Genomic DNA, 20,625 nt, shown 5'->3' with positions numbered 1-20,625 from the left:
ATGGTAGAATGCTGCTTGTTTGCAGTCGTCTAACCTGACGGCGCTCGACAATGCAACGCAACAACAATGCGCTAATTTTTCTGGGATGTTGCGGCGGCGTTGATATGTAAAGTGTTTCAGCTTTCCACAGCCAGATTTTACCAGTTTTTGTCAATCAGGAAGGGGCTTTATAAGTGAAATGCCCCTTCCGGGGCATTTCATCACAGTCCTGCGCCTGAATCGCGCTGTTGCTCTTTATCTTTAAAATGTGCTGCTTCTTCTGGTGTCGCAAGGCGTATATATTTTAGCTCTGGCTTAATCTTATCAAACACTGGTTTTGTTACCTCTATGAGTTGAGGGCGCCCTGCCCAAAAACCCATACCAATACCACCTTCAACATAATAAATTTGCCCTGATTGAACGTCGAGAGTTACGGACGACCTGGCCTCTGTTTCTGCCGAATATGTATGCTTTCCAGGCAATGCCTTGTAAATAAAATAAGAACCAGCTTTGAGAAGCCCTATATTTTTTGTATCTTCAGTAACGAAGTAGGTTATGCCGCCGCCAGTGAAGGCCCATTCACGAAAGAAAACGATGGTGGCTGTATGCTCTTCAACCGATATTTGCGGGGGAGCTTTTTCCTCAATGTAGTCACCACGCACAGGCATTTTTGCACAACCAAATGACAAAATAAAAAGAAGCACCAAAGTGGTAGAGAGTAGAATTCGTCGCACTCTATTCCCCTTCATTTATAGCTTCATGCCGCTTTACAGCCTCAATCAGCTTCTCACCCAATGGGTGGATGTCATCTACAAAATGCAGGTCAAAGCGCTCACCTTCGCTATTGCTCTTAGTCATGATAATGATGTGAGCATTACGGCCTATATTTTCCATTCCTGGCTCAAAGTGACCAAAGTTGAACAGACGGCAGATCGGCTTTCGATTGTTGTCATCAAGCAGTATGCCGCAATATGTTTTTTGGTCGCGCATCACAACACGGGCCGGGTCAACCACACCACGAAGCAACGTGCGCACGATTATAAGCGCCCATTCTTCTGTATTGTGAGTGACAATAACTTCTTCATTTTCGCATTCGCATGAAATTTCTTCTGGTTGCGGCACAGATTGTGCGGGAACTTCTGCAGCAATACGAACGGACTCAAGACGTTTCGTGATCTGGTCAGAAACGTGTTCGGCAAAGGCTCGCTTGACGATGGGCCGGAACATTTCGATCACACGGGCCATCAACTTGCCATCATAGCACTGCGCAGCATAGTGACGCACAATTTCGTCTGACGGTTCGGCAACATCCTCAGCGACAAGAAGCTTAACAGCGCGGGTATATTTCAGAGCTTCGGCAGCAGAAAGTGCTGAATCCAAATCCCACGTGCTTTTGGTGAGCTTTTGAAGTTCAGGCAGTACACGTTCATTAAAGTTCAGCAGATCCAGCTCCATGAACGGTTTGCCGTCCATGACATTTTCTTTTTCAAGATCACTAAAAAAAAGATAACGCTGCCCGTTGGTCAGGATGCCAATACGCGCGGGCTGCGTTGAAAAATAACGAAAAAGTTGTGAACACCTACCCGTATCTAATGGATCGCCCATAGGTTTGCATTCAATTAAAATTGAAGGCTTACCATCACGCAAGATAGCAATGTCTACCTTTTCGCCCTTTTTTGTGCCCCATTCTGCCGTGTATTCTTGAGCCACTTCGTTATGGTCAAAAACATCATAGCCCATTGACTGCAAAAAAGGCAGAACAAGAGAAGTTTTAGTGTTAGCCTCATTAAGACATTCGGGGATTGCGGATTTGACGCGGTCTGCCAAAGCAAGAATTTGCGAGAGTTCCATAGTTAATCCTCCTCTCTCGCAAACTATCAGAGAGCCTATAATGGAGCAAGGCACAAAGGATGATTCCCCCTGTCTTTACACACTTCATCTGCTTTCACTCAATGCCTTTACAGATATGTTTTCCAACATTTACCCCCTGTAGCAAAAAATAAAACTATTTCTTATTGCTCACTAAAAAGCGTACGTTGCAGTGCTGCTTCCTGTATAATAGGCAAACATCACGGCAAAGCTATCACCGCATGGGAGTAAGCTGGTGCTCAGGAAATCGATGCTCCCAAGGATTTCTTTTTTCTACAGTAACTTAGTTCAGTGCCGCCTGCCAAAACTGGCAGGCGGCACTGTTATACATGCGGGCATGGTATAGCTGGTCTATTTTGGTCTCAAAATTTACGCGCTCACGCGAGCTCTTCTGCCAACCAGCGCCGCATGAACTTCTGCCCTGCCATTCGCGCGGCGTCGCCAAGGCGAACCGCGTCTGCCCGTATGGCGCGAGGATCATTCTTCGTCACGGCCAGTTCACAGCAATGCCCTATAAGCCATGTTTCCATAAGGCTGGCGTCCATTTCCGCATGAAACTGCAGTGCAAGCTGCCCGCGCCCGCGGGAAAAAGCCTGATGTGGCGTCAGCCGCGTTGATGCCAGCAGCTCGCATCCGGTTGGTATATCAAAGGTATCCCCGTGCCAGTGAAGAACGGGCGCGCCTGCAAGTTCCGCCAGAGGGCCATTCAACCCCGCAGGGCTCACATCCACCCGTCCCCATCCTATTTCCTTGCTTGACCCGGCGTACACGCGTGCTCCAAGGGCGGCGGCCATAAGCTGTGCCCCGAGGCAAATACCCAGCAAGGGTCTGCCAGAAGCCAGCCGCTCCGCCACCATTGCCCTTTCTTCGAGCAAAAAGGGGTATATGTCTTCTTCGCCCACACCTATAGGGCCACCCAAAACCACAGCCAGATCAGCATTATCCCACAGGTCGACTGTCAAAGGCGCAACCCCCGCCTGCACGTAGGTTACGTCATACCCGGCTTCTTTCAGAGGTTGCTCAAAAACGCCCAGGTGTTCAAAAGCCACATGCCGCACGGCGACGCAGTGTTTCATATTTCCCTCGCAGGCTGTAATTTACATCCTCCTTATCCACAAGAACAGCCCCCCGCGTCAAACCATTTTTGCCCAGTGAGCGTGGCGTGATCACGCCCTTCCGGATGGTTTATTGTAAGCAGGGTGAGGCCAGACTCCAGAATTTCCTTTCTGGCCTCAAGCCCTGTCAGCAGCGCAAAGCTATCCAGCCAGCGTGGCGGATGATCGCACCGTACCTGTAACTGGATAAATGGCTTTTTTTCAAAGAATACCAGGATAGCTTCCCGTGAGGTGAACAAGGGGTCAGCCTCTTTGGCCTCCACCATATCGAGGAAAAACCGACCTGGCGCTATCTCGCGTGGCGTGCTGGCAGCAGGGCGCGACGAAGGAGCGGCAGGACTGCGCAAGGCATTCAGAACGCTGCCGCGCACAGCCTCAAGAGCCAGGGCGTCAAATCGGTCCATAATGCAGATATTGAAGCCCATAGCGTCCAGCATGCCATACAAAGCTCCATTGTCGTCCGTGCCTAGCAGTATGCGGCAAGCTCCCAGAGTTTGGACCAGATTGTCGATCTTTTCGCGCAAAACACCAAGGCTTTCCAGACCGGACAGGACAAAAGCTATTTCGCTCTCTGGCTGCCACCCCTCCTCGCTCCTGGCGTAAACTGACACAACACTGGCAGTGGGAGGAGCTGCAAGTTCTCCGGCTCCGTTCATGAACACCGCAATCCTGCCTCCATCGAGCAACGTTGTCATAACGCCTCCTGCTTTTTGCCTGTAGATTCATGAGGCAAAGCGATTTTTCCGCCCTTGGCGGATACTGCCCCGGCCATACTACATTGTTTGACAGACAGGTTTGCAAAAAGCGTGCGCTTTCAAACCAGCACCGGAAAAAATCGCTTTTGGCCTGACATTCTTGCCATAAAACAGTTTTTTTATCCTCCGCCTTCTCTGTTTACCAATCAATCACGCGAAATGTGTACCTTGGGTGCACAAATACTCAGGGGCACTTGTTGGACCCTACAGATGATCCATAAAAAATATATTTGTATTTTAGCATATTATAAAAACTATCTAATTACGAAATGACGCTTTTATGTAAAATAGTGATATTCTAACATACTAGAATTTATAAATTTTCATGAAAAATGTACACCTATGTACAAACTTTTAGGATATGTACGCATCAGTGCAGCCAGTTACAGATATTTTCACAAAAAAATATTTAAATTCAATTAGTTAAATAAAACAACATATCTGGCACACCCGATGCAACTACGGTCCTGAACAACGGCAGGGCCGAATCTGGCCCCTGCCCCAAACAGCCGGAATCCGGCAGGAGAAAGCTTATGCCTCGCAAGATCGCTATCTACGGTAAGGGCGGCATCGGCAAGTCCACCACCACCCAGAACACCGCAGCCGCTATGGCCCATTTTCACGACAAAAAAATCTTCATCCACGGCTGCGATCCCAAGGCCGACTCCACCCGACTCATTCTTGGCGGCAAGCCGCAGGAAACGCTTATGGACACCCTGCGAGCCCTGGGCGCCGAAAAGGTCACCCTGGACAAGGTTGTGAAGAAGGGCTTCAAGGACATCCTTTGCGTGGAATCCGGCGGCCCCGAACCCGGCGTTGGCTGTGCGGGACGCGGCGTTATCACGGCAATTGACCTTATGGAAAACCAGGGGGCCTACACGGACGATCTGGATTTCGTGTTCTTCGACGTTCTGGGTGACGTTGTCTGCGGTGGCTTCGCCATGCCCATCCGCGACGGCAAGGCTCAGGAGGTCTATATCGTGGCTTCAGGCGAAATGATGGCCATCTACGCCGCCAACAACATCTGCAAGGGGCTTCTCAAGTATGCCAAGCAGAGCGGCGTGCGCCTTGGCGGCATCATCTGCAACAGCAGAAACGTGGACAAGGAACAGGAGTTTCTTGAAGAGTTCACCGCATCTATCGGCACGCAGATGATCCATTTCGTCCCCCGCGACAACATTGTACAGAAGGCGGAATTCAACAAGAAAACCGTCACGGAATTCGACGACACTACTAACCAGGCTCAAGAATACAGCATGCTGGGCGAAAAAATCATCAACAATAAAAACTTTGTCATCCCGCAGCCCCTGACTATGGACCAGCTTGAAGCAATGGTCGTGAAGTACGGCATCACCGACTAGCTCCAGAGCAATTTTCGAATGAAATGAGTCAATTGTTCTGTAAGGATTTACGTACAAATCCTTACCGCGAAACAGGCGCAGGCGAGCGTTGCCCGCCGTAAAGCGACTATTTCAAGTGCAAATTCTATAAAGGAGCGCCACATGAAAATGGTACGAGCTGTCCTTCGACCTGAAAATACGGAACTTGTGGTGGATGCCCTTGCCGCTGCGGGCTTTGTGGCCCTGACCAAGGTTCAGGCATTCGGGCGCGGCAAACAGAAAGGCATCGACAGCGGCAATGTGCACTACGATGAGTTGCCCAAGAATCTGCTCATGCTCGTTGTAGAGGACGAACACGTCCCACAGGTGCTTGAGATCGTGCAGCAGCACGCCAAAACAGGCAACTTTGGTGACGGCAAGGTTTTTGTCTCCCCTGTTGAAACGGTCTTCACCATCCGCACCGGCCAGGAAGGCGTTTAGGAGGCGACATGAAAGAGATAATCGCCATCATACGGCCTAACAAGGTCACTGCCACAAAGCGGGCTCTGGACCGCCTGGGCTTTCCAAGCATGAGCGTCGTAGCCGTTTTCGGGCGCGGCAAGCAAAAGGGAATCGCCAACGAGGTCGCAGTGGAAATCAGCCCCATAGTGCGCGGGCTGGGCAGCTTCAAAGGCATGCCCTATGTGCCGAAAAGACTGCTCTCCATTGTGGTTCCCGTGGAAATGCTCAGCAAGGTCGTAAACACCATTATCAAGATAAACCAGACTGGGGACATCGGCGACGGCAAGGTCATCGTCTGCCCTGTGGAAGACGCCCTGCGGGTTCGCACAGGCGAAACGGGACAAGCCGCCATCCTGTAAAGCTCACAGCAAGGAACATCCCATGCCATACCATCTATTCAAATGCAGTGAATGCATCCCTGAGCGCAAGATGCACGCAGTGGTCAAGGGCGAGAACGACGACCTTTCTACCTGCCTGCCCCTGGGCTACCTGAACACCATACCCGGCACCATTTCCGAACGCGGATGCGCCTTCTGCGGGGCCAAGCACGTCATTGGCACGCCAATGAAGGACGTCATCCACCTCTGCCACGGCCCCGTGGGCTGCACCTACGACACATGGCAGACCAAACGGTACATCAGCGACGACGGCAACTTTCAGCTCAAATATACGTTCGCCTCGGACATGAAGGAAAAGCACGTGGTCTTCGGCGCTGAAGATCAGTTGCGCAACAGTATTGTCGAGGCATTCAAGGCATTTCCGCACATCAAGCGCATGACCATCTATCAGACCTGCGCCTCGGCTCTTATCGGCGACGATATCAACGCCCTTGCCCAGGAAATTATGGAAGAAATGCCCGATGTGGACATCTTTGTGTGCAACTCTCCCGGCTTCGCTGGCCCCAGCCAGTCCGGCGGGCACCACAAGATCAACATCGCCTGGATCAACCAGAAAGTCGGTACCTATGAGCCGGAAATCACCAGCCGCTACGTCATCAACTATGTGGGCGACTACAACATCCAGGGCGACGTGGAAGTTATGTGCGACTACTTCCGCCGCATGGGTATTCAGGTACTTTCGGTCTTCACGGGCAACGGCCGTTACGACGACCTGCGCGGCATGCACAAGGCCCAGCTCAACGTGCTGGAGTGTGCCCGCTCGGCTGAATACATCTGTAACGAACTGCGGACCCGCTATGGTATCCCCCGATTGGATATCGACGGTTTCGGGTTCGAGATGCTCAGCGAATCGCTGCTCAAGATCGGCCTTTTCTTCGGGATTGAAAAAGAAGCCCAGGCCATCATTGACGAAGAAACAGCCCGCTGGAAACCCGAGCTGGATTGGTACGCCAAGCGCCTCAAGGGCATCAAGGTTTGCCTGTGGCCCGGCGGTTCCAAACTGTGGCACTGGGCGCACGTCATAGAAAAAGAAATGGGCCTGGACGTTGTTTCCATCTACTCCAAGTTCGGCCACCAGGGCGACTTCGAAAAGGGCATTGCCCGCGCCAAGCCGGGAACCCTCGCCATTGACGACCCCAATGAACTGGAAGGGCTGGAGGCAATGGAACAGTGGAAGCCGGACATCATTTTCACCGGCGTCCGTCCTGGCGAGGTCGCCAAGAAAATCCGCGTGCCTTACCTGAACGCCCACGCCTACCACAACGGCCCGTGGAAGGGATTTGAAGGATGGGTGCGCTTTGCCCGCGACATATACAATGCCGTGTATTCGCCCATTCACCAGCTGTCCGGCATTGATATCAGCAAGGACGACTTTCCTCTGGACCGCGGATTCATGACCCAGCGCCTCATCTCCGGCCCGGATATCAAGGACGAAAACGGCGAACGCCAGTATACGGGCAAGTACGACTGTGTGACCCAGTTGCGCAGCAAGGAATACCCGCCCTACCCCGAACCTCTTTCACAGGCTGTGTAGAGCAGGAGCAGAGACATGGGAGCCGAAAAAAAAGATCATTACGTGGAAAAAGTCGTCGACTACATCATGCGCAAGTGCCTGTGGCAGTTCCACTCACGAGCCTGGGACAGGGAACGGCAAAACGAGGGCATCATGACCCAGACCACGCAGATACTCTGCGGCGAGCAGCCCGACGTGCAAACAGCCGAGAACCGCTGCTACTGGGTTGACGCCGTCATGATGGCACGGGGCCTGACCGTGGAAAACCCCGAACTGGCAGACATGAACAGGGACGATATCCGCCTGTTCATGGCTGATGCCAAAAAACGACTGGATTTTCTGACCATTCACGGGTCGCTGAACCAGGAACTGACCGACCCCAAGTACTGAGCACCAGTCCAAGCAGAAGAGGTGAGCCATGTCTTGCGAAATAATGGAAAAAGAACGATCCGGGGTCATCAACCCCATTTTCACCTGTCAGCCCTGTGGCGCGCAGTATGTCAGCATCGGCGTCAAGGATTGCATCGGTATCGTCCACGGCGGGCAGGGTTGCGTCATGTTTGTACGCCTGCTGTTTGCCCAGCATTTCAAGGACAATTTTGAAGTTGCGTCCTCTTCCGTGCATGAAGACGGCGCGGTCTTCGGCGCCACCAACCGGGTGGAAGAAGCCGTGGACGTGCTGCTCATGCGCTACCCGGACGTCAAGGTCGTACCCATCATCTCCACCTGTTCCACAGAAATCATTGGTGACGACATCGATGGTGTGGTGACCAAGCTTAACAACGGCCTGCTCAAAGAAAAATATGCAGACCGTGAAGTGCATCTCATCGCAATACATACGCCAAGCTTCGTGGGCAGCATGATCAGCGGCTATGACATCGCACTGAAGGATTTTGTGGTCCACTTTGCCGAAAAAGGCGAACCCAACGGCAAACTCAACCTCCTTACCGGCTGGGTAAACCCCGGCGACGTCAAGGAGCTCAAGCACCTGCTCAGTCTGATGGATGTGGACGCCACAGTGCTTCTGGAAATCGAAAGTTTCGATTCGCCCCTGTTGCCAGACGGCACAGGCAAATCCCACGGCAGCACCACCATTGATGATCTCAAGGGAACCGCCAATGCCGTGGGAACCATTGCCCTTGCCCCGTATGAAACAGGCAGGGCGGCAAAATATCTTGAAAAAGAATTCGACCTGCCCACCATTATCGGGCCGACGCCCATCGGCATCCGCAATACGGACGTTTTTTTGAAAAACGTGCAGAAACTCACGGGCAAACCCATCACGCAGGCGCTGGTACACGAACGCGGCATTGCTATGGACGCCCTTGCAGACCTTACCCATATGTTTCTGGCTGACAAAAAGGTCGCCATCTATGGCAACCCTGATCTGGTCATAGGTCTGGCCCAGTTCTGCCTTGATCTGGAAATGAAGCCCGTGCTGCTCTTGCTTGGCGACGACAACTCCCGTTATGCCGAAGACCCGCGCCTGAAAGAAATGACAGACAATGTGGACTTCGACATGCAGATCGTCACCAACGCCGACCTCTGGGATCTGGACGGCCGCCTGAAGCGCGGCGAAGTGGAACTGGATCTCATACTGGGCCACTCCAAGGGACGCTGGGCAGCCATTGACAACAACGTGCCCATGCTGCGCGTGGGCTTTCCCACCTATGACCGCGCGGGCCTCTACCGCTACCCGGTTATGGGTTACGCCGGAGCCACCTGGCTTGCAGAAAATATGGCCAACACCCTGTTTACCGATATGGAGTACAAAAAGAACAAGGAATGGATACTGAACGTCTGGTAGACGGTTCGCACCATCGCGCATTCAAAGCAATCACCTTCAGTACGGACATACAGTTATGGATATCACCGCCAGCTTTGACCGCTACGGGCGCAAGGACAAGCAGTACTACTTCGCCTACGGCTCCAATATGCATCCCGCCCAGGTCGGCACACGCTGCACCGCGCCCCACGCGGTCTGCACCGCCTGCCTGGCAGATCACAAGCTGGCTTTTTATGGGCGCAACAGGGTTTGGGACGGCGGTATGGAAACCGTCGTTCCGGCCCCGGGGCGCGAAGTTTGGGGCGTACTGTACGAGCTGAGCTTCGGCGACAGCCTGAGCCTGGACATGTGGGGGCATGCGCGGCTGGACGGCGGCGGAGTTTATTTTCATTACCCCGTGCTTTTGCTCGACGGCGCAGGCAATGAGCATGCGGCAGTGCTGTACAAAAAGGATGTGCTCGGCAAGCCTGTGCCACCCAGCAGCGAATATATGGCGTTCATTATGGAGGCGGCCCGCCAACGAGCCCTGCCGCCCCGGTATCTGCAAATTCTGGAAACTATGGAAAGCACGCCCGCGCGCTATGAAGTTCCCCGCGCGGAAAAACAGCTGCGCGGCGTTCTGGTGGAAGCTACCTGCCGTGAGTGTGCCGGGTAAGGTCAGGTGGTCTGACCCTCTGCCCGGCACGCCCCCTTCAGGCAAGGGCAAACGTTCAGAAATTCAAAGGAGAGCCCATGCAGGCGCGCATGAAGGAACACCAGCTCACGGCAGATCAGATCGTAGCCCTTCTGGACAAGGCCCATGTGGGGCATCTTGGCACTGTGGACGAAAAGGGCTTTCCCTATGTAACGCCCGTACACTTCGTCCATCTTGACGACAGCATATACTTTCACGGTTTGGCAAAGGGCCGCAAGCTCGCCAATCTTGTCGCCTATCCCAAAGTCTGCTTTGAAATTGAAGGCGGGTACAGCTACATCCAGGCCGAAACTCCGTGCGATACCAACACAGAGTATCAAAGCGTCATCATCACGGGCAGAGCCGCAACCGTGGATTCTTTGGACCAGAAAATCCGCGCCCTTGAAGCCATCGTAGCCAAGTATACACCGCAGCACAGCGGCAAAAGTTTTCCGGCCAGCATGCTGCAAATGACGGCCGTGGTTGAGATCACCATTATTGAAATTACCGGGAAGTACTATGCCTAGCTTCGGGGCAGGGATACACGGATATAAAGAGGTTCCGTAAGGAACTGTGCTTGTGGGCGGCGCGGGCGCGAACAAAGCCATGTAAGGCCAAAGCCGCGCAGACCGCTACTTACCCTGAAAGATGGTTCGGTTTCTCATGTGTGTCGAACAATATGACGCAGAGCTTCAGTGCGAGGCTGACGGGTGCAGGGGAAAAATCATCACCCTGCTCCTGCGGGTAGGTAAACTGCTTTCCGAGCAGAATGACATTGTGGCGGCCCTGGACAGTCTGTTGTCCTACATGCGGCGGCATATGGGCATGCAGCGCGCCACCATAAACCTGCTGCACAGGGAATCAGGGCACGTTTTTGCCTACCGCAGCATGGGCATGACCCCCTCAGAGCAAGACAGGGGGGTATATCACGTCGGCGAAGGCATCACCGGCAAGGTAGTGGAAAATGCCACGCCCATTGTCCTGCGGCGCATCGGCAGCGAACCGGACTTTCTGAACCGCACCGGAACCATCATGCTGGACAGCGATAAGGACATGTCCTTTATCTGCGTGCCCATCCACCTGGGCCGCAAGGTTCTGGGCGCCATCAGCGCAAGCCGCCTGTACCAGAGTGATGAGGCACTACGCAAGCATGTGAACATTTTAAGCGTTATGGCCCAGATGCTGGCTCATGCCGTTGAGCTGTACCTTGTGGAAAACATAGACCGTGTGGAATGGGAAAAACGCACGCGCCTGTTGCTCAGTGACCTGAAGGAGCGGTTTCATCCCGATAATATGATCGGTATCTCCCGCCCCATGCAGGAAGTTTATGAGCTTATCCACAAGGCTTCACCCACCAGGGTGACTGTACTCTTGCTGGGTGAAAGTGGCGTGGGCAAGGAAATGGTAGCCAATGCCCTGCATTATGGCGGCCTGCGGCCCGGCGGCCCCTTCATCAAATGTAACTGTGCCGCCCTGCCCGAAAGCATCGTGGAAAGCGAGCTTTTTGGTCATGAAAAAGGCTCATTCACAGGGGCCAGTTTTCGCAAGGGACGCTTTGAAGAGGCTGACGGCGGCACTATTTTTCTGGACGAAGTGGGCGAACTCTCGCTGCCCGTGCAGGCCAAACTGCTGCGCCTGCTGCAAGAGCGCCAGTTTGAGCGTGTGGGCGGCAACCGCAGCATCTCCGTCGATATCCGCATCATTGCCGCAACCAACCGCGATCTTTCCGAAATGGTGGCTCAAGGCGCTTTTCGCGAAGATCTATACTACCGCCTGAACGTCTTTCCCGTCATGATTCCCCCGCTTCGCCAGCGCGGAGACGACGTGATCGCCCTGGCCGAATACTTCATGAACTACTATGCCAAAGAGGCGGAGAAAAACATTACGGGCATCGCCACATCAGCAATGAACTTGCTGGTGCGGCACAACTGGCCCGGCAATGTGCGTGAGCTTGAAAACGTCATTCACCGCGCGGTGATTCTGGCTGAAGACGAAATTTTGCATGCCCACGACCTGCCACTATCTTTGCAGCCGCAAACATCCTCCGGTAAAGGGCAGCCCCCCAATCTGGAAAACAGGCTGGCGTCCATTGAATACGATATGCTGGTGGAAACCCTGCGCAGATGCCAGGGCAACATGAGCAAGGCCGCCGAAGCTCTGGGGCTTACGCGGCGCACAATGGGGCTGCGCATGAAGCGCTTCAACCTAAATTACAAACAGTTTCGCGTGAGCGCGTAAAAGACGGCGAAATCCTTTACAGCGCAAAAAACACGCTACAGTCTGCCGATTTGACCCCATGCAATTTTTTCAATTTTGCGTATCCGTCAAAACTACGAAGCCGTTTTTTCATCCTTTCCCCGGCGCGGGCGCAGGCTGCTTATAAGAACGCCCGCCACCACAAGCGCGCCGCCCACAAGCCCAAGAAAAGGCAATCGTTCTCCGGCCATGCGGCCAAAAACCGCCGCCCACACAGGTTCACCTGCGTAAATAAGGGTGGCGCGGGTGGGCGAAATACTTTTCTGCGCCCAGTTCATAACCAGTTGGATCAGCGCTGTGGCAAGGCCAAGACCGCAGGCGCTGCATACAAGCAGCCAGGAAAATTCCGGCACGGATTCTCCCGCAACCGGCATCAGGCTGAAACTCAAAATAGAGGTTACGGCCACTTGCACAACAGTCACCCTGCGTACATTCACGGATCCCGCAAAGTAGCCAATAAACAAAATTTCAAGCGCGCAGGCCACGGCACCCAGCAACGTAAGAAATTCGCCCATACTGAACCCAGGTGAGACGTCGTCAGGCCCGGCCAGCAATATCAGCCCCACCAGTGCGCAACCTATGCCAAGCCATGCCATCAGGCCGGGCCGTCGCTTCATAAATACCCACTGCAGGATGGGCACCGCTGGCACATAAAAGGCCGTTATAAAAGCTGACTTGCTGGCGGCAATGGAAATAAGCCCGAATGTCTGCAACCCGTAGCTGCCAAGAAGTGCGACGCCGATAATGAATCCGGCAAAAAGTTCGTGCAGGGTAAGCCCGCGCAGGATAGGTAAGGAAATGAGAATAAGGGCCAGCGCCGCTGATCCAAAGCGCAAGCCCACAAAAAACAGCGGCCCTGTAACGTCCAGGGCATTGCGAATGATAAGAAACGTCGTGCCCCAAATCATGGTCACGCCAACCAGAGCCCATTCCCCCTGGCTGAGTTGAAAAATCTTTCTGTCCTGCATGGTACTGAATCCCTACTCCCCTTTTCAAATACGTCTGCAATAAATGCTTCAACCCATCTGCAACCGTTGTTGCGTTACAGTAATGAGCCGAGTTGATAAAATATCGAAGTCACGTCTTCAACAATATTGGCGATACGTATTCTTCATCGTAAATCCAGCACAACTGCCAATATTGTCTGGTAATCAATGCAGTTTGGAAGACCTTGCCCCCAACTGTGGTATTCTAGCCCGCGCCAGCATAAAAGGGAACCGGTAAAAACCGATCCCCTTTCAGCAGCCAGGCTTGGCCAGGCTTTTACAGTGCGGGGCGCGTTACGGCCCCGGCACAGGTCGTATTACAGATTGTATTTTTTCTTCGCCTTGTATCCAGCCCATACCAAAAGCAGCCACACAGGAACTGCTTTGACTGAACTTTCCATGCCGATCTGTGTCAGCACCACAAGCACGACGACCATAAAAAGCAGGCAGAGATAGTTGGACAGCGGATACCAGAACGCCTTGAAAACGATCTTTTCACCAGCCTTAACTTTGGCGGCCCGAAATTTCATATGCGTCAGGCTTATCATTGCCCAGTTGATAACAAGCGCCGCCACCACCAGAGCCATGAGCATGCCAAGGGCCTGGGCTGGCATAAAATAGTTCAACACCACGCACAACAGCGTTGCGCCCGAGGAAATCATCAGGGCGTAAACCGGCACCCCCCTGGCGCTCACCTTGGCCAGAGCCTTGGGCGCGTTGCCCTGAAGCGCCAGACCGTAAAGCATGCGGCTGTTGCAGTACACACAGCTGTTGTACACTGAAAGCGCCGCAGTCAGCACCACAAAGTTAAGCACATGCGCTGCTGAAGGAATTCCGATAAGATCAAAAATCTGCACAAAGGGACTGGCAACCATAGCCTCTGCCCAATGGCTTTTGTCCACAGACCCGCCAAGCTTGTTCCAGGGGTACAGGGTCAGCAATACGGTGAGTGCGCCAATGTAAAAGATAAGAATGCGGTAGATAAGCTGGTTAACAGCCTTGGGAATGGTTTTCTGCGGATTGGACGTTTCCGCCGCCGCAATGCCCACCAGCTCAAGACCGCCAAAGGAAAAACTCACCACAGCCAAAGACGTGAAGACACCGCCCCACCCTCTGGCAAAAAAGCCGCCATATTCCCACAAGTTGCTGACGGCCGCCTCTGGCCCGGCATTGCCGGACACTAACAAAAAAGTGCCCAGAGCAATCATGGCAACAATGGCCGCCACCTTGATGGAGGCGAACCAAAATTCCATTTCACCAAAAATGCTCACCTGCGCCAGGTTAATGCCATTGATGAGAAGGAAGAAAAAAGCTGTGGTTTGCCACGGTTCAATACTAGGAAACCAGTACTGCACATACACTGCCACAGCCGTGAGCTCGGACATGCCCACCAGAACATACAGTATCCAGTAGTTCCAGCCAGAAAGCAGACCGGGAAATTCACCCCAGTATTTGTAGGCAAGGTTGCTGAAAGATCCTGCAACGGGCTCTTGAGCCATCATTTCACCGAGCTGCCGCATTATCAAAAACGCGATAAATCCACCGATAGCATAACTCAAAATTACGGCAGGGCCGGCCATTTGAATTGTGCCCGCAGACCCGAGAAAGAGGCCCGTGCCAATGGCTCCGCCCAGGGCAATCAGTTGGATGTGCCTGTTTTTCAAGGCACGATGCAGCTCTTGTGTGTCTTTTTTCATACCTGGCCCTTAGGTTATTTATAATGATTCGGGAAGCCATAGCAGCATTCCGAAATTTTGAAAAGATTGTATGGGCTACGCAAGCCACCCTGATACCGCTGGAGTGGCGATTGTCCTACTGAAATTTTTTTGACAGCATACAAAAAGTCCGCCATCCCACTAGACAGATGCGCGTCAGTATCGTAAAAATTATTTGAAAAAGAAATTTTTTAAGCCACAGGGTAACACTGCGGCCAATCTAGAAAGAAGGCCGTACAACCAGTCGAAACGGATATCTGTCGTCAACCACAGGAGATTGCCATGAGTACAGTTTTGGGAACGCTTGACCATGTTCTGCTGATGGCCCCCGGCCCCAGTCCTGTTGCCCCCAATGTTCTTCAGGCCATGAGCCTGCCCACGCTCGGCCACCTTGATCCAGATTGCATCAAAGTTATGGATGCCCTTCAAGACCAGCTGCGCGCCGTGTGCAAAACCGAAAACGCAGTGACCTTTCCCATCTCGGGTACGGGTTCTGCCGGTATGGAGACAAGCTTTGTCAATCTGATAGAGCCCGGCGACGCCGTGCTTGTGGTCAACAACGGCGTATTCAGCTCCCGCATGGTGGAAGTGGCTTCGCGCCTTGGCGCCGAAGTGGACGTTGTGGAAAGTCCCTGGGGCACTCCGGTAAAGATTGAAGACGTCAAGGCGCAACTGGCGAAGAAACATTACAAGATTTTGGCCGTGGTACACGCCGAAACATCTACAGGTGTGAACAACCCCGTTGCCGAAATAGGCGAACTGGTCAAGGGCAGCGACACGCTTTACCTGGTGGACAGCGTTGCCGGTCTGGGCGGCGTGGATGTGCAGGTGGACAACTGGGGGATTGATGCCTTTTACAGCGGCTCGCAAAAATGCCTTTCAGTTCCTCCCGGTCTTGCGCCCGCCTCATTTTCTGAGGCCGCAATGGACGCCATGAGCAAACGCAAGAACAAGGTGCCCAACTGGTATCTGGATGTATCCCTGATCCGCAAGTACTGGGAAGGCTCGCCGCGCGTATACCACCACACCGCCCCCATCAATATGTACTATGGTCTGCATCAGGCTTTGGACAATCTGCTGACTGAAGGGCTGGACGCTGCATTTGCGCGGCATAAGGCCATGCATCAGCGCCTGGTGGACGGCTTGTCAGATATGGGTTTCAGCCTTTATGTCAAGGAAGGCGCGGCTCCGCAGGTGAACCTTTTTGTGCCCCCGGCTGGCGTGGATGCCAATGCTCTCAGGGGCTGCCTGCGTGAAAAGCACAAGATTGAAGTTGCTGGCGGGCTGGGTGCCCTTGCGGGCAAGGTGCTCCGCGTGGGCGTTATGGGCGAAGGCGCGCGGCCCGAAGCAATTGACAAACTGCTCACGGCCATTCGCACCTGCATCAGCAAATAGCGTAATACAAACATCCCTTGCGGGCGGCGGTCATTGGCTGCCGCCCGCTTCTTCTGGGCTCAAACTTTTTCTTCATCGCTCTGAGCCTTGGCTGACATAGCCTTGTTGATGGAAGCGACACGCCGCTCACTGTTCTTCCTCTTCTCTATCTCCTCCGATACCCGCCTGAAAAAATCTTCCGGCTGCACCCGCAAGGCTTCGCAAATGGAATAGATGGCATTGACTGTCGGCTTTTTCAGTTCCCGTTCAATGTCACGCAAATAGCGCCTCTCAAGACAAGCAAAGTCAGCTAGCGACGACTTGGTCATGCCGCGCTCTGCCCGCAAGGCCTCAATCACCCTGGCTATGGCGCTCGAAAGGTATGGATATACTTTCATGAGTATTAATTACACCAATTTTGGCCGATGAACATGCGCTATAGTACTCATAAATTGAGTACTATAGTACACTTTCTTTTTTTCAAGCGTCTTGTGTGAGCAGCTATTGCCGCATAATCCAGTTTTTATCATATTCATACTCCCAACATTCCTGTCATTTTCTTTCAAAAAACATTTACATGCCTTGCCAATAATAAATTTATAAATAAATAGATATCAAAACTACATATGATACAACAACAATACACTCCATATACTACCAATATTATAATATATATATCAATAGGCAAAAAAACAGATATGAGTATCATAAGATTATTAAACAATTTGTAGTTGAACACAAAGAGAGTAAAAATACTATATAAATACACCTCCGCAACTTTGGTATTTCATATATATATCAAAATGATTAATTACATATTCTCACATCAGTATATAAAAAAACATGCTTAGTTCTTTCCAAGACCTATTGATAACCAAAAATGCGAACTGTCAGTATTATCGTTCCACTATTGAATCCCGCGCATTTAAACAATTTTTTCATTTAATATCAGTATATTATATAGAAAAATGACCGTGCCACATCCAGATTCACCTGCCAATCTGTGCATAATGGTGAATTGATACTTGCATCAATAATCCAATACATGTAGAGTGATTCATCATTCAATATTTGCTGGCCAATCCTACGTCTTCTTTGTCTATCAAATGACAAATAGCTGGCGTATATGACCTGGTTTGCGCGATTGTTGCCCCTGAGCCCTAGCGGTTTAGATAGCAATAGGATAAGCTATAAAAAGACGGCCGCGCTGCCTCTACCAAAATCCACTGTGCGAAGTGGTATGCTTCTGTAGCATCGGACAAACGCTTCCCTAATGATCTGCGAAACCTGAGGAAAGCGCACATGAAGATGTTTCAGTTCAGAGCCCATTTACTGATCATTGCGGCTCTGCTTTGTTTATTTTACTGTCCCCGTGCCCACGCTCAGGATAATCCTGTGCGTGTCGGTTTTTTTGAATTTGGCGACTACATGTATCGAGCCCGTAGCGGGCAGTACCAGGGACTTATTTTTGAGTTCCTGCAGGAAATTTCCAGAACAACAGGAATGCGCTATAAGGTCGTGGATTGCGGCAACTGGACCCGCAGTCTTCAAATGCTTGAACGCGACCAGATAGACCTTTTGCCTTGCGTCTTTTTCACGCCAGAACGTGCCGAAAAGATGCTCTTTCCCAACCTGCCTCTCGCCAACTCATTCATGACGATCAGCGTCAGGGATGACGACTCGCGCTACAGCTTTGAAAACCATGCCGCCCTTGATGGCATGCGTGTGGGCGTGGTGGCCAACACCAAAAATGTGCCCGCCCTAGAAGCGTTCATTCGTGAGCACGGCTTGCGCATGATTCTGACCCCCTACATTGACATGCAGTCCATGCTGCAAGCCCTTCACGATAAAGAATTGGACGGTGTGGGCGTTAGCAATCTAGGCAAACACAGCCCCTTTCGGGTGGTTGCCCAGTTTTCGCCGGAGCCTTTTTATATTGCCGTAAACCGCAGCAAACCTGAAATTCTCGCTCGCCTGAATGATGGCCTTGAGAAAATCATGCTGCGCAATCCATCCTACGGACAAGATCTTTACGGCAAATACCTGTCAACCAATATAGCAAAGCTCCCTGTTTTTACTCCTGAAGAGCAGGCATACCTGCGAGAGGCTGGCACCATCACCGTGGCCTACGATCCCACGTGGGCCCCTCTCACCTATAAACACCCAGAAACGCATGAGTTTTATGGAATAATTGCAGATGTCTTCCATAGAATCCAGCAAATGACAGGCCTCAAGTTTCAATTTGTCCCCATGCATCAGGACAGGGCCCTGAGTATGGTCACGGGCGGCGAAATTGATGCCGTAGCAGCTCTGCCCGGAAGCTTCCTGTGGGACAAGAAACTGCAGGTTCGCACAACAAGGCCCTACCTGCGAACGGCAATTGCCCAGATCAGCCGCGACAAACCCGGCCAGACACAGCGCATAGCCCTGCAACGTGGCTACCTGCTTTCAGCTCATATTGCGGAAAACAACCCTGACAAAACAATACGCTACTACGCCACGCTAAGTGATTGCCTGGACGCCATTCTCAGTAATGAGGCGGATGTTGCCTATTCCAACATCTATACAGCCAACTATCTGGTCAAAAATTCCCATTATGCTGGCTTGGTCATAAGCCCGGTTGACAGTTATGGCAGCGACCTCAGAGTAGGCATTTCACGTCAGGCCGACCCAAGGCTGTTTGCTGTGCTAGACAAAAGTCTGCAATTTTTGCCCGTAGAGCAGATTGACGACCTCGTGCTGAAACACAGCGTACCCAGCCGAGAAACCACTCTTACGGAATTCATTGCCCAATACCCCCTTGCCTCTTTCAGTGCACTGATGCTGTTTTTTTCGGTCATTACCATGCTTCTGGGAATCAACCTTGCCATAAAATCGAGCAGCAACAGGCGCATTCAGATGCTGCTTCACCGCGACACGCTCACAGGCCTTTCCAACCTCTACAAGTTTCGGCTCGACTGCGCCTCGCTTCTCGCAAGCGCCGGCGGCAAGGGCTATGCGATGCTGTTTGGCGACATCAGCCAGTTCAAAACAATCAACGACCAATTCGGTTTTTCCACCGGCGACCAACTGCTGTGCACCTATGCGGATATTTTGCAGCGCAATGTTGGCGACAATGAACTTTGCGCGCGCATTTCTGCAGATATGTATGTGCTGCTTTTACGTGATGAGGGGTGGGAGAACCTGGCGGCGCGTTTGCGCCAGATGGATGATGCACTGGACATCTGGCGCCAGAAGCAGGAAATGCCGTACAAAATCAGCACGGTCTACGGCGCATATGCCGTTAGCCGCGCCGAGGGCCGTGATGTACAGCTTATGCTGGATCTTGCCAACTATGCCCGCCGTGAAGCCAAACGTAACGGAAACATGCCCTTATTGTTTTATGACGAGCACATGCGCCAGGAAGCCCTGCTGCATCAGGAATTGAACGGCAGGCTCGAAACAGCGCTTAAAGACGGTGAGCTGGTGCCCTGGTATCAGGCCAAGGTGGATATGCGCACAGGAGCCATCATTGGCAGCGAAGCGCTGGCACGCTGGAATCATCCTGTTCACGGCTTGCTCATGCCCGGCAGCTTTATCCCCTTGTTTGAGCGAAACGGACTTGTAATGGACATCGACCTGCACATCTTTGAGCAGGTCTGCAAAACCATGCAAAGCTGGCGGCTGCGTAATTTGCCCCTGCACACGGTTTCATGCAATTTTTCCCGCCTGCACTTTGACCGGCCAGAATTCCCCCGGCAATTGGCCGAAATTGCCGAGCGGTACTCTATTCCTCACGAAATGCTTGAAGTGGAAATAACTGAAAGCGCTATCATGAAAAATCCCGAAGCCACATGGCTGCGCCTGATTCAGTTAAAACAGTACGGCTTTAAAACGGCCATTGACGACTTTGGCTCGGGCTATTCTTCACTGGGCCTTGTGCAAATGCTCAACGCCGATGTTATCAAAATCGACCGCAGCTTTGTGCAACGCGATCTTCCCGGGCAAAGAGCGCAAATTGTGCTTAGCAGCATCATCAGGCTTGCCCTTGAACTGGAGATGGCCGTTATTTGCGAAGGGGTGGAAACAGCGGATCAGGCCGCCATTCTTATGCGGCTTGGCTGCTTCAAGGCACAAGGTTTCTACTATGCCGTGCCAGAACCAGAGCACGAATTTGAGGCCCGCCTGGCCATGCTGATAGCCTAGAATCTCTGACCAGGCACAGAATTGTGGACCCATTTTGAGAATATGCATTCTCAAAATCACGGTACTGTTGTTTCCGCGTTCACCTGCGCAAACAAATAGCCGCCCTGCGCGCACGGCACGATGCACGAAGGGCTAACGCAGCATGCAGCGTCTGCCCACGCAGCCGCCAAAGCATACCAA

General features: G+C 52.4%; 18 protein-coding genes. 11 read left to right on the top strand and 7 right to left on the bottom strand.

Translation table 11 applies throughout. The annotated features are described in order from the left end of the window. Nucleotides 1–200: 200 nt before the first annotated feature. The 4 genes from HNQ38_RS00170 to HNQ38_RS00155 form a co-directional block, all read right to left on the bottom strand. Nucleotides 201–713, bottom strand: a complete 513-nt coding sequence (locus HNQ38_RS00170) for a DUF2846 domain-containing protein (protein WP_183717102.1) — start codon at nt 711–713, stop codon at nt 201–203. Between the two features lies 1 nt (nt 714). Next, a complete protein-coding gene (locus tag HNQ38_RS00165; RefSeq protein WP_183717100.1) occupies nt 715–1,830 on the bottom strand; it encodes a type I restriction endonuclease in 1,116 nt (371 codons plus the stop codon). Nucleotides 1,831–2,225: 395 nt separating this feature from the next. Beyond that, the gene (locus HNQ38_RS00160) at nt 2,226–2,924 is read right to left on the bottom strand and encodes a glutamine amidotransferase (RefSeq protein WP_183717098.1); all 699 of its coding nucleotides are present in this window, start codon (nt 2,922–2,924) and stop codon (nt 2,226–2,228) included. A 32-nt stretch (nt 2,925–2,956) separates the two neighbouring features. Beyond that, complete coding sequence (locus HNQ38_RS00155; protein ID WP_183717096.1) at nt 2,957–3,658, bottom strand: Fe-only nitrogenase accessory AnfO family protein; 702 nt, start codon at nt 3,656–3,658, stop codon at nt 2,957–2,959. Between the two features lie 593 nt (nt 3,659–4,251). Between HNQ38_RS00155 and nifH the strand changes: the two genes are divergently transcribed. The 9 genes from nifH (at nt 4,252) to HNQ38_RS00110 (ending at nt 12,167) form a co-directional block, all read left to right on the top strand. Further along, nucleotides 4,252–5,079: a nitrogenase iron protein gene (gene nifH / locus HNQ38_RS00150; RefSeq protein WP_183717094.1), complete on the top strand. Its 828-nt coding sequence runs from the start codon at nt 4,252–4,254 to the stop codon at nt 5,077–5,079. Nucleotides 5,080–5,220: 141 nt separating this feature from the next. Further along, nucleotides 5,221–5,538 (top strand): P-II family nitrogen regulator, encoded by a 318-nt coding sequence (locus tag HNQ38_RS00145; RefSeq protein ID WP_183717092.1) that lies wholly within the window; start codon nt 5,221–5,223, stop codon nt 5,536–5,538. An 8-nt stretch (nt 5,539–5,546) separates the two neighbouring features. Further along, on the top strand, nt 5,547–5,918 hold the full coding sequence (locus tag HNQ38_RS00140; protein ID WP_183717090.1) for a P-II family nitrogen regulator: 372 nt from the start codon (nt 5,547–5,549) through the stop codon (nt 5,916–5,918). A gap of 22 nt (nt 5,919–5,940) precedes the next feature. Further along, nucleotides 5,941–7,491 carry a nitrogenase iron-iron protein, alpha chain gene (gene anfD / locus HNQ38_RS00135; protein ID WP_183717088.1) on the top strand — a complete coding sequence of 517 codons (1,551 nt, stop codon included), beginning with the start codon at nt 5,941–5,943 and terminating at the stop codon, nt 7,489–7,491. A gap of 15 nt (nt 7,492–7,506) precedes the next feature. After that, on the top strand, nt 7,507–7,860 hold the full coding sequence (gene anfG, locus HNQ38_RS00130) for a Fe-only nitrogenase subunit delta (RefSeq protein WP_183717086.1): 354 nt from the start codon (nt 7,507–7,509) through the stop codon (nt 7,858–7,860). A 28-nt stretch (nt 7,861–7,888) separates the two neighbouring features. After that, nucleotides 7,889–9,277: a Fe-only nitrogenase subunit beta gene (gene anfK, locus HNQ38_RS00125; protein WP_183717084.1), complete on the top strand. Its 1,389-nt coding sequence runs from the start codon at nt 7,889–7,891 to the stop codon at nt 9,275–9,277. Nucleotides 9,278–9,332: 55 nt separating this feature from the next. Then, nucleotides 9,333–9,911, top strand: coding sequence for a gamma-glutamylcyclotransferase family protein (locus HNQ38_RS00120; RefSeq protein WP_183717082.1), 579 nt, complete (start codon nt 9,333–9,335; stop codon nt 9,909–9,911). A gap of 77 nt (nt 9,912–9,988) precedes the next feature. Further along, entirely contained in the window at nt 9,989–10,456 is a 468-nt protein-coding gene (locus tag HNQ38_RS00115; RefSeq protein WP_183717080.1) for a pyridoxamine 5'-phosphate oxidase family protein, read from the top strand. A 136-nt stretch (nt 10,457–10,592) separates the two neighbouring features. Then, on the top strand, nt 10,593–12,167 hold the full coding sequence (locus HNQ38_RS00110) for a sigma-54-dependent Fis family transcriptional regulator (protein WP_246387912.1): 1,575 nt from the start codon (nt 10,593–10,595) through the stop codon (nt 12,165–12,167). Nucleotides 12,168–12,259: 92 nt separating this feature from the next. Here HNQ38_RS00110 and HNQ38_RS00105 read toward each other — a convergent pair whose 3' ends face one another. Then, nucleotides 12,260–13,153: a DMT family transporter gene (locus HNQ38_RS00105; protein WP_183717076.1), complete on the bottom strand. Its 894-nt coding sequence runs from the start codon at nt 13,151–13,153 to the stop codon at nt 12,260–12,262. A gap of 335 nt (nt 13,154–13,488) precedes the next feature. Further along, nucleotides 13,489–14,868 (bottom strand): amino acid permease, encoded by a 1,380-nt coding sequence (locus HNQ38_RS00100; protein WP_183717074.1) that lies wholly within the window; start codon nt 14,866–14,868, stop codon nt 13,489–13,491. Nucleotides 14,869–15,168: 300 nt separating this feature from the next. On the opposite strand from HNQ38_RS00100, the gene HNQ38_RS00095 reads away from it, so the two are divergent. Further along, a complete protein-coding gene (locus HNQ38_RS00095; RefSeq protein ID WP_183717072.1) occupies nt 15,169–16,281 on the top strand; it encodes a pyridoxal-phosphate-dependent aminotransferase family protein in 1,113 nt (370 codons plus the stop codon). Nucleotides 16,282–16,340: 59 nt separating this feature from the next. Here the strand turns inward: HNQ38_RS00095 and HNQ38_RS00090 are convergent, their stop codons facing one another. Beyond that, the gene (locus HNQ38_RS00090; protein WP_183717070.1) at nt 16,341–16,658 is read right to left on the bottom strand and encodes a helix-turn-helix domain-containing protein; all 318 of its coding nucleotides are present in this window, start codon (nt 16,656–16,658) and stop codon (nt 16,341–16,343) included. Between the two features lie 997 nt (nt 16,659–17,655). Here HNQ38_RS00090 and HNQ38_RS00085 point away from each other — a divergent pair. After that, nucleotides 17,656–20,445 carry an EAL domain-containing protein gene (locus tag HNQ38_RS00085; protein ID WP_183717068.1) on the top strand — a complete coding sequence of 930 codons (2,790 nt, stop codon included), beginning with the start codon at nt 17,656–17,658 and terminating at the stop codon, nt 20,443–20,445. Nucleotides 20,446–20,625 lie beyond the last annotated feature (180 nt).

It is taken from the genome of Desulfovibrio intestinalis, from assembly GCF_014202345.1.
Classification (GTDB): Bacteria; Desulfobacterota; Desulfovibrionia; order Desulfovibrionales; family Desulfovibrionaceae; genus Desulfovibrio; species Desulfovibrio intestinalis.
This window is presented reverse-complemented; position numbering and strand designations above follow the sequence as displayed.

Excerpts from the sequence above, each read along its gene's own strand:
- HNQ38_RS00165 (WP_183717100.1), bottom strand. The coding sequence starts at position 1,830 with ATGGAACTCTCGCAAATTCTTGCTTTGGCAGACCGCGTCAAATCCGCA.
- HNQ38_RS00160 (WP_183717098.1), bottom strand. The coding sequence starts at position 2,924 with ATGAAACACTGCGTCGCCGTGCGGCATGTGGCTTTTGAACACCTGGGC.
- HNQ38_RS00155 (WP_183717096.1), bottom strand. The coding sequence starts at position 3,658 with ATGACAACGTTGCTCGATGGAGGCAGGATTGCGGTGTTCATGAACGGA.
- nifH (WP_183717094.1), top strand. The coding sequence starts at position 4,252 with ATGCCTCGCAAGATCGCTATCTACGGTAAGGGCGGCATCGGCAAGTCC.
- HNQ38_RS00145 (WP_183717092.1), top strand. The coding sequence starts at position 5,221 with ATGAAAATGGTACGAGCTGTCCTTCGACCTGAAAATACGGAACTTGTG.
- HNQ38_RS00140 (WP_183717090.1), top strand. The coding sequence starts at position 5,547 with ATGAAAGAGATAATCGCCATCATACGGCCTAACAAGGTCACTGCCACA.
- anfD (WP_183717088.1), top strand. The coding sequence starts at position 5,941 with ATGCCATACCATCTATTCAAATGCAGTGAATGCATCCCTGAGCGCAAG.
- anfG (WP_183717086.1), top strand. The coding sequence starts at position 7,507 with ATGGGAGCCGAAAAAAAAGATCATTACGTGGAAAAAGTCGTCGACTAC.
- anfK (WP_183717084.1), top strand. The coding sequence starts at position 7,889 with ATGTCTTGCGAAATAATGGAAAAAGAACGATCCGGGGTCATCAACCCC.
- HNQ38_RS00120 (WP_183717082.1), top strand. The coding sequence starts at position 9,333 with ATGGATATCACCGCCAGCTTTGACCGCTACGGGCGCAAGGACAAGCAG.
- HNQ38_RS00115 (WP_183717080.1), top strand. The coding sequence starts at position 9,989 with ATGCAGGCGCGCATGAAGGAACACCAGCTCACGGCAGATCAGATCGTA.
- HNQ38_RS00110 (WP_246387912.1), top strand. The coding sequence starts at position 10,593 with ATGTGTGTCGAACAATATGACGCAGAGCTTCAGTGCGAGGCTGACGGG.
- HNQ38_RS00105 (WP_183717076.1), bottom strand. The coding sequence starts at position 13,153 with ATGCAGGACAGAAAGATTTTTCAACTCAGCCAGGGGGAATGGGCTCTG.
- HNQ38_RS00100 (WP_183717074.1), bottom strand. The coding sequence starts at position 14,868 with ATGAAAAAAGACACACAAGAGCTGCATCGTGCCTTGAAAAACAGGCAC.
- HNQ38_RS00095 (WP_183717072.1), top strand. The coding sequence starts at position 15,169 with ATGAGTACAGTTTTGGGAACGCTTGACCATGTTCTGCTGATGGCCCCC.
- HNQ38_RS00090 (WP_183717070.1), bottom strand. The coding sequence starts at position 16,658 with ATGAAAGTATATCCATACCTTTCGAGCGCCATAGCCAGGGTGATTGAG.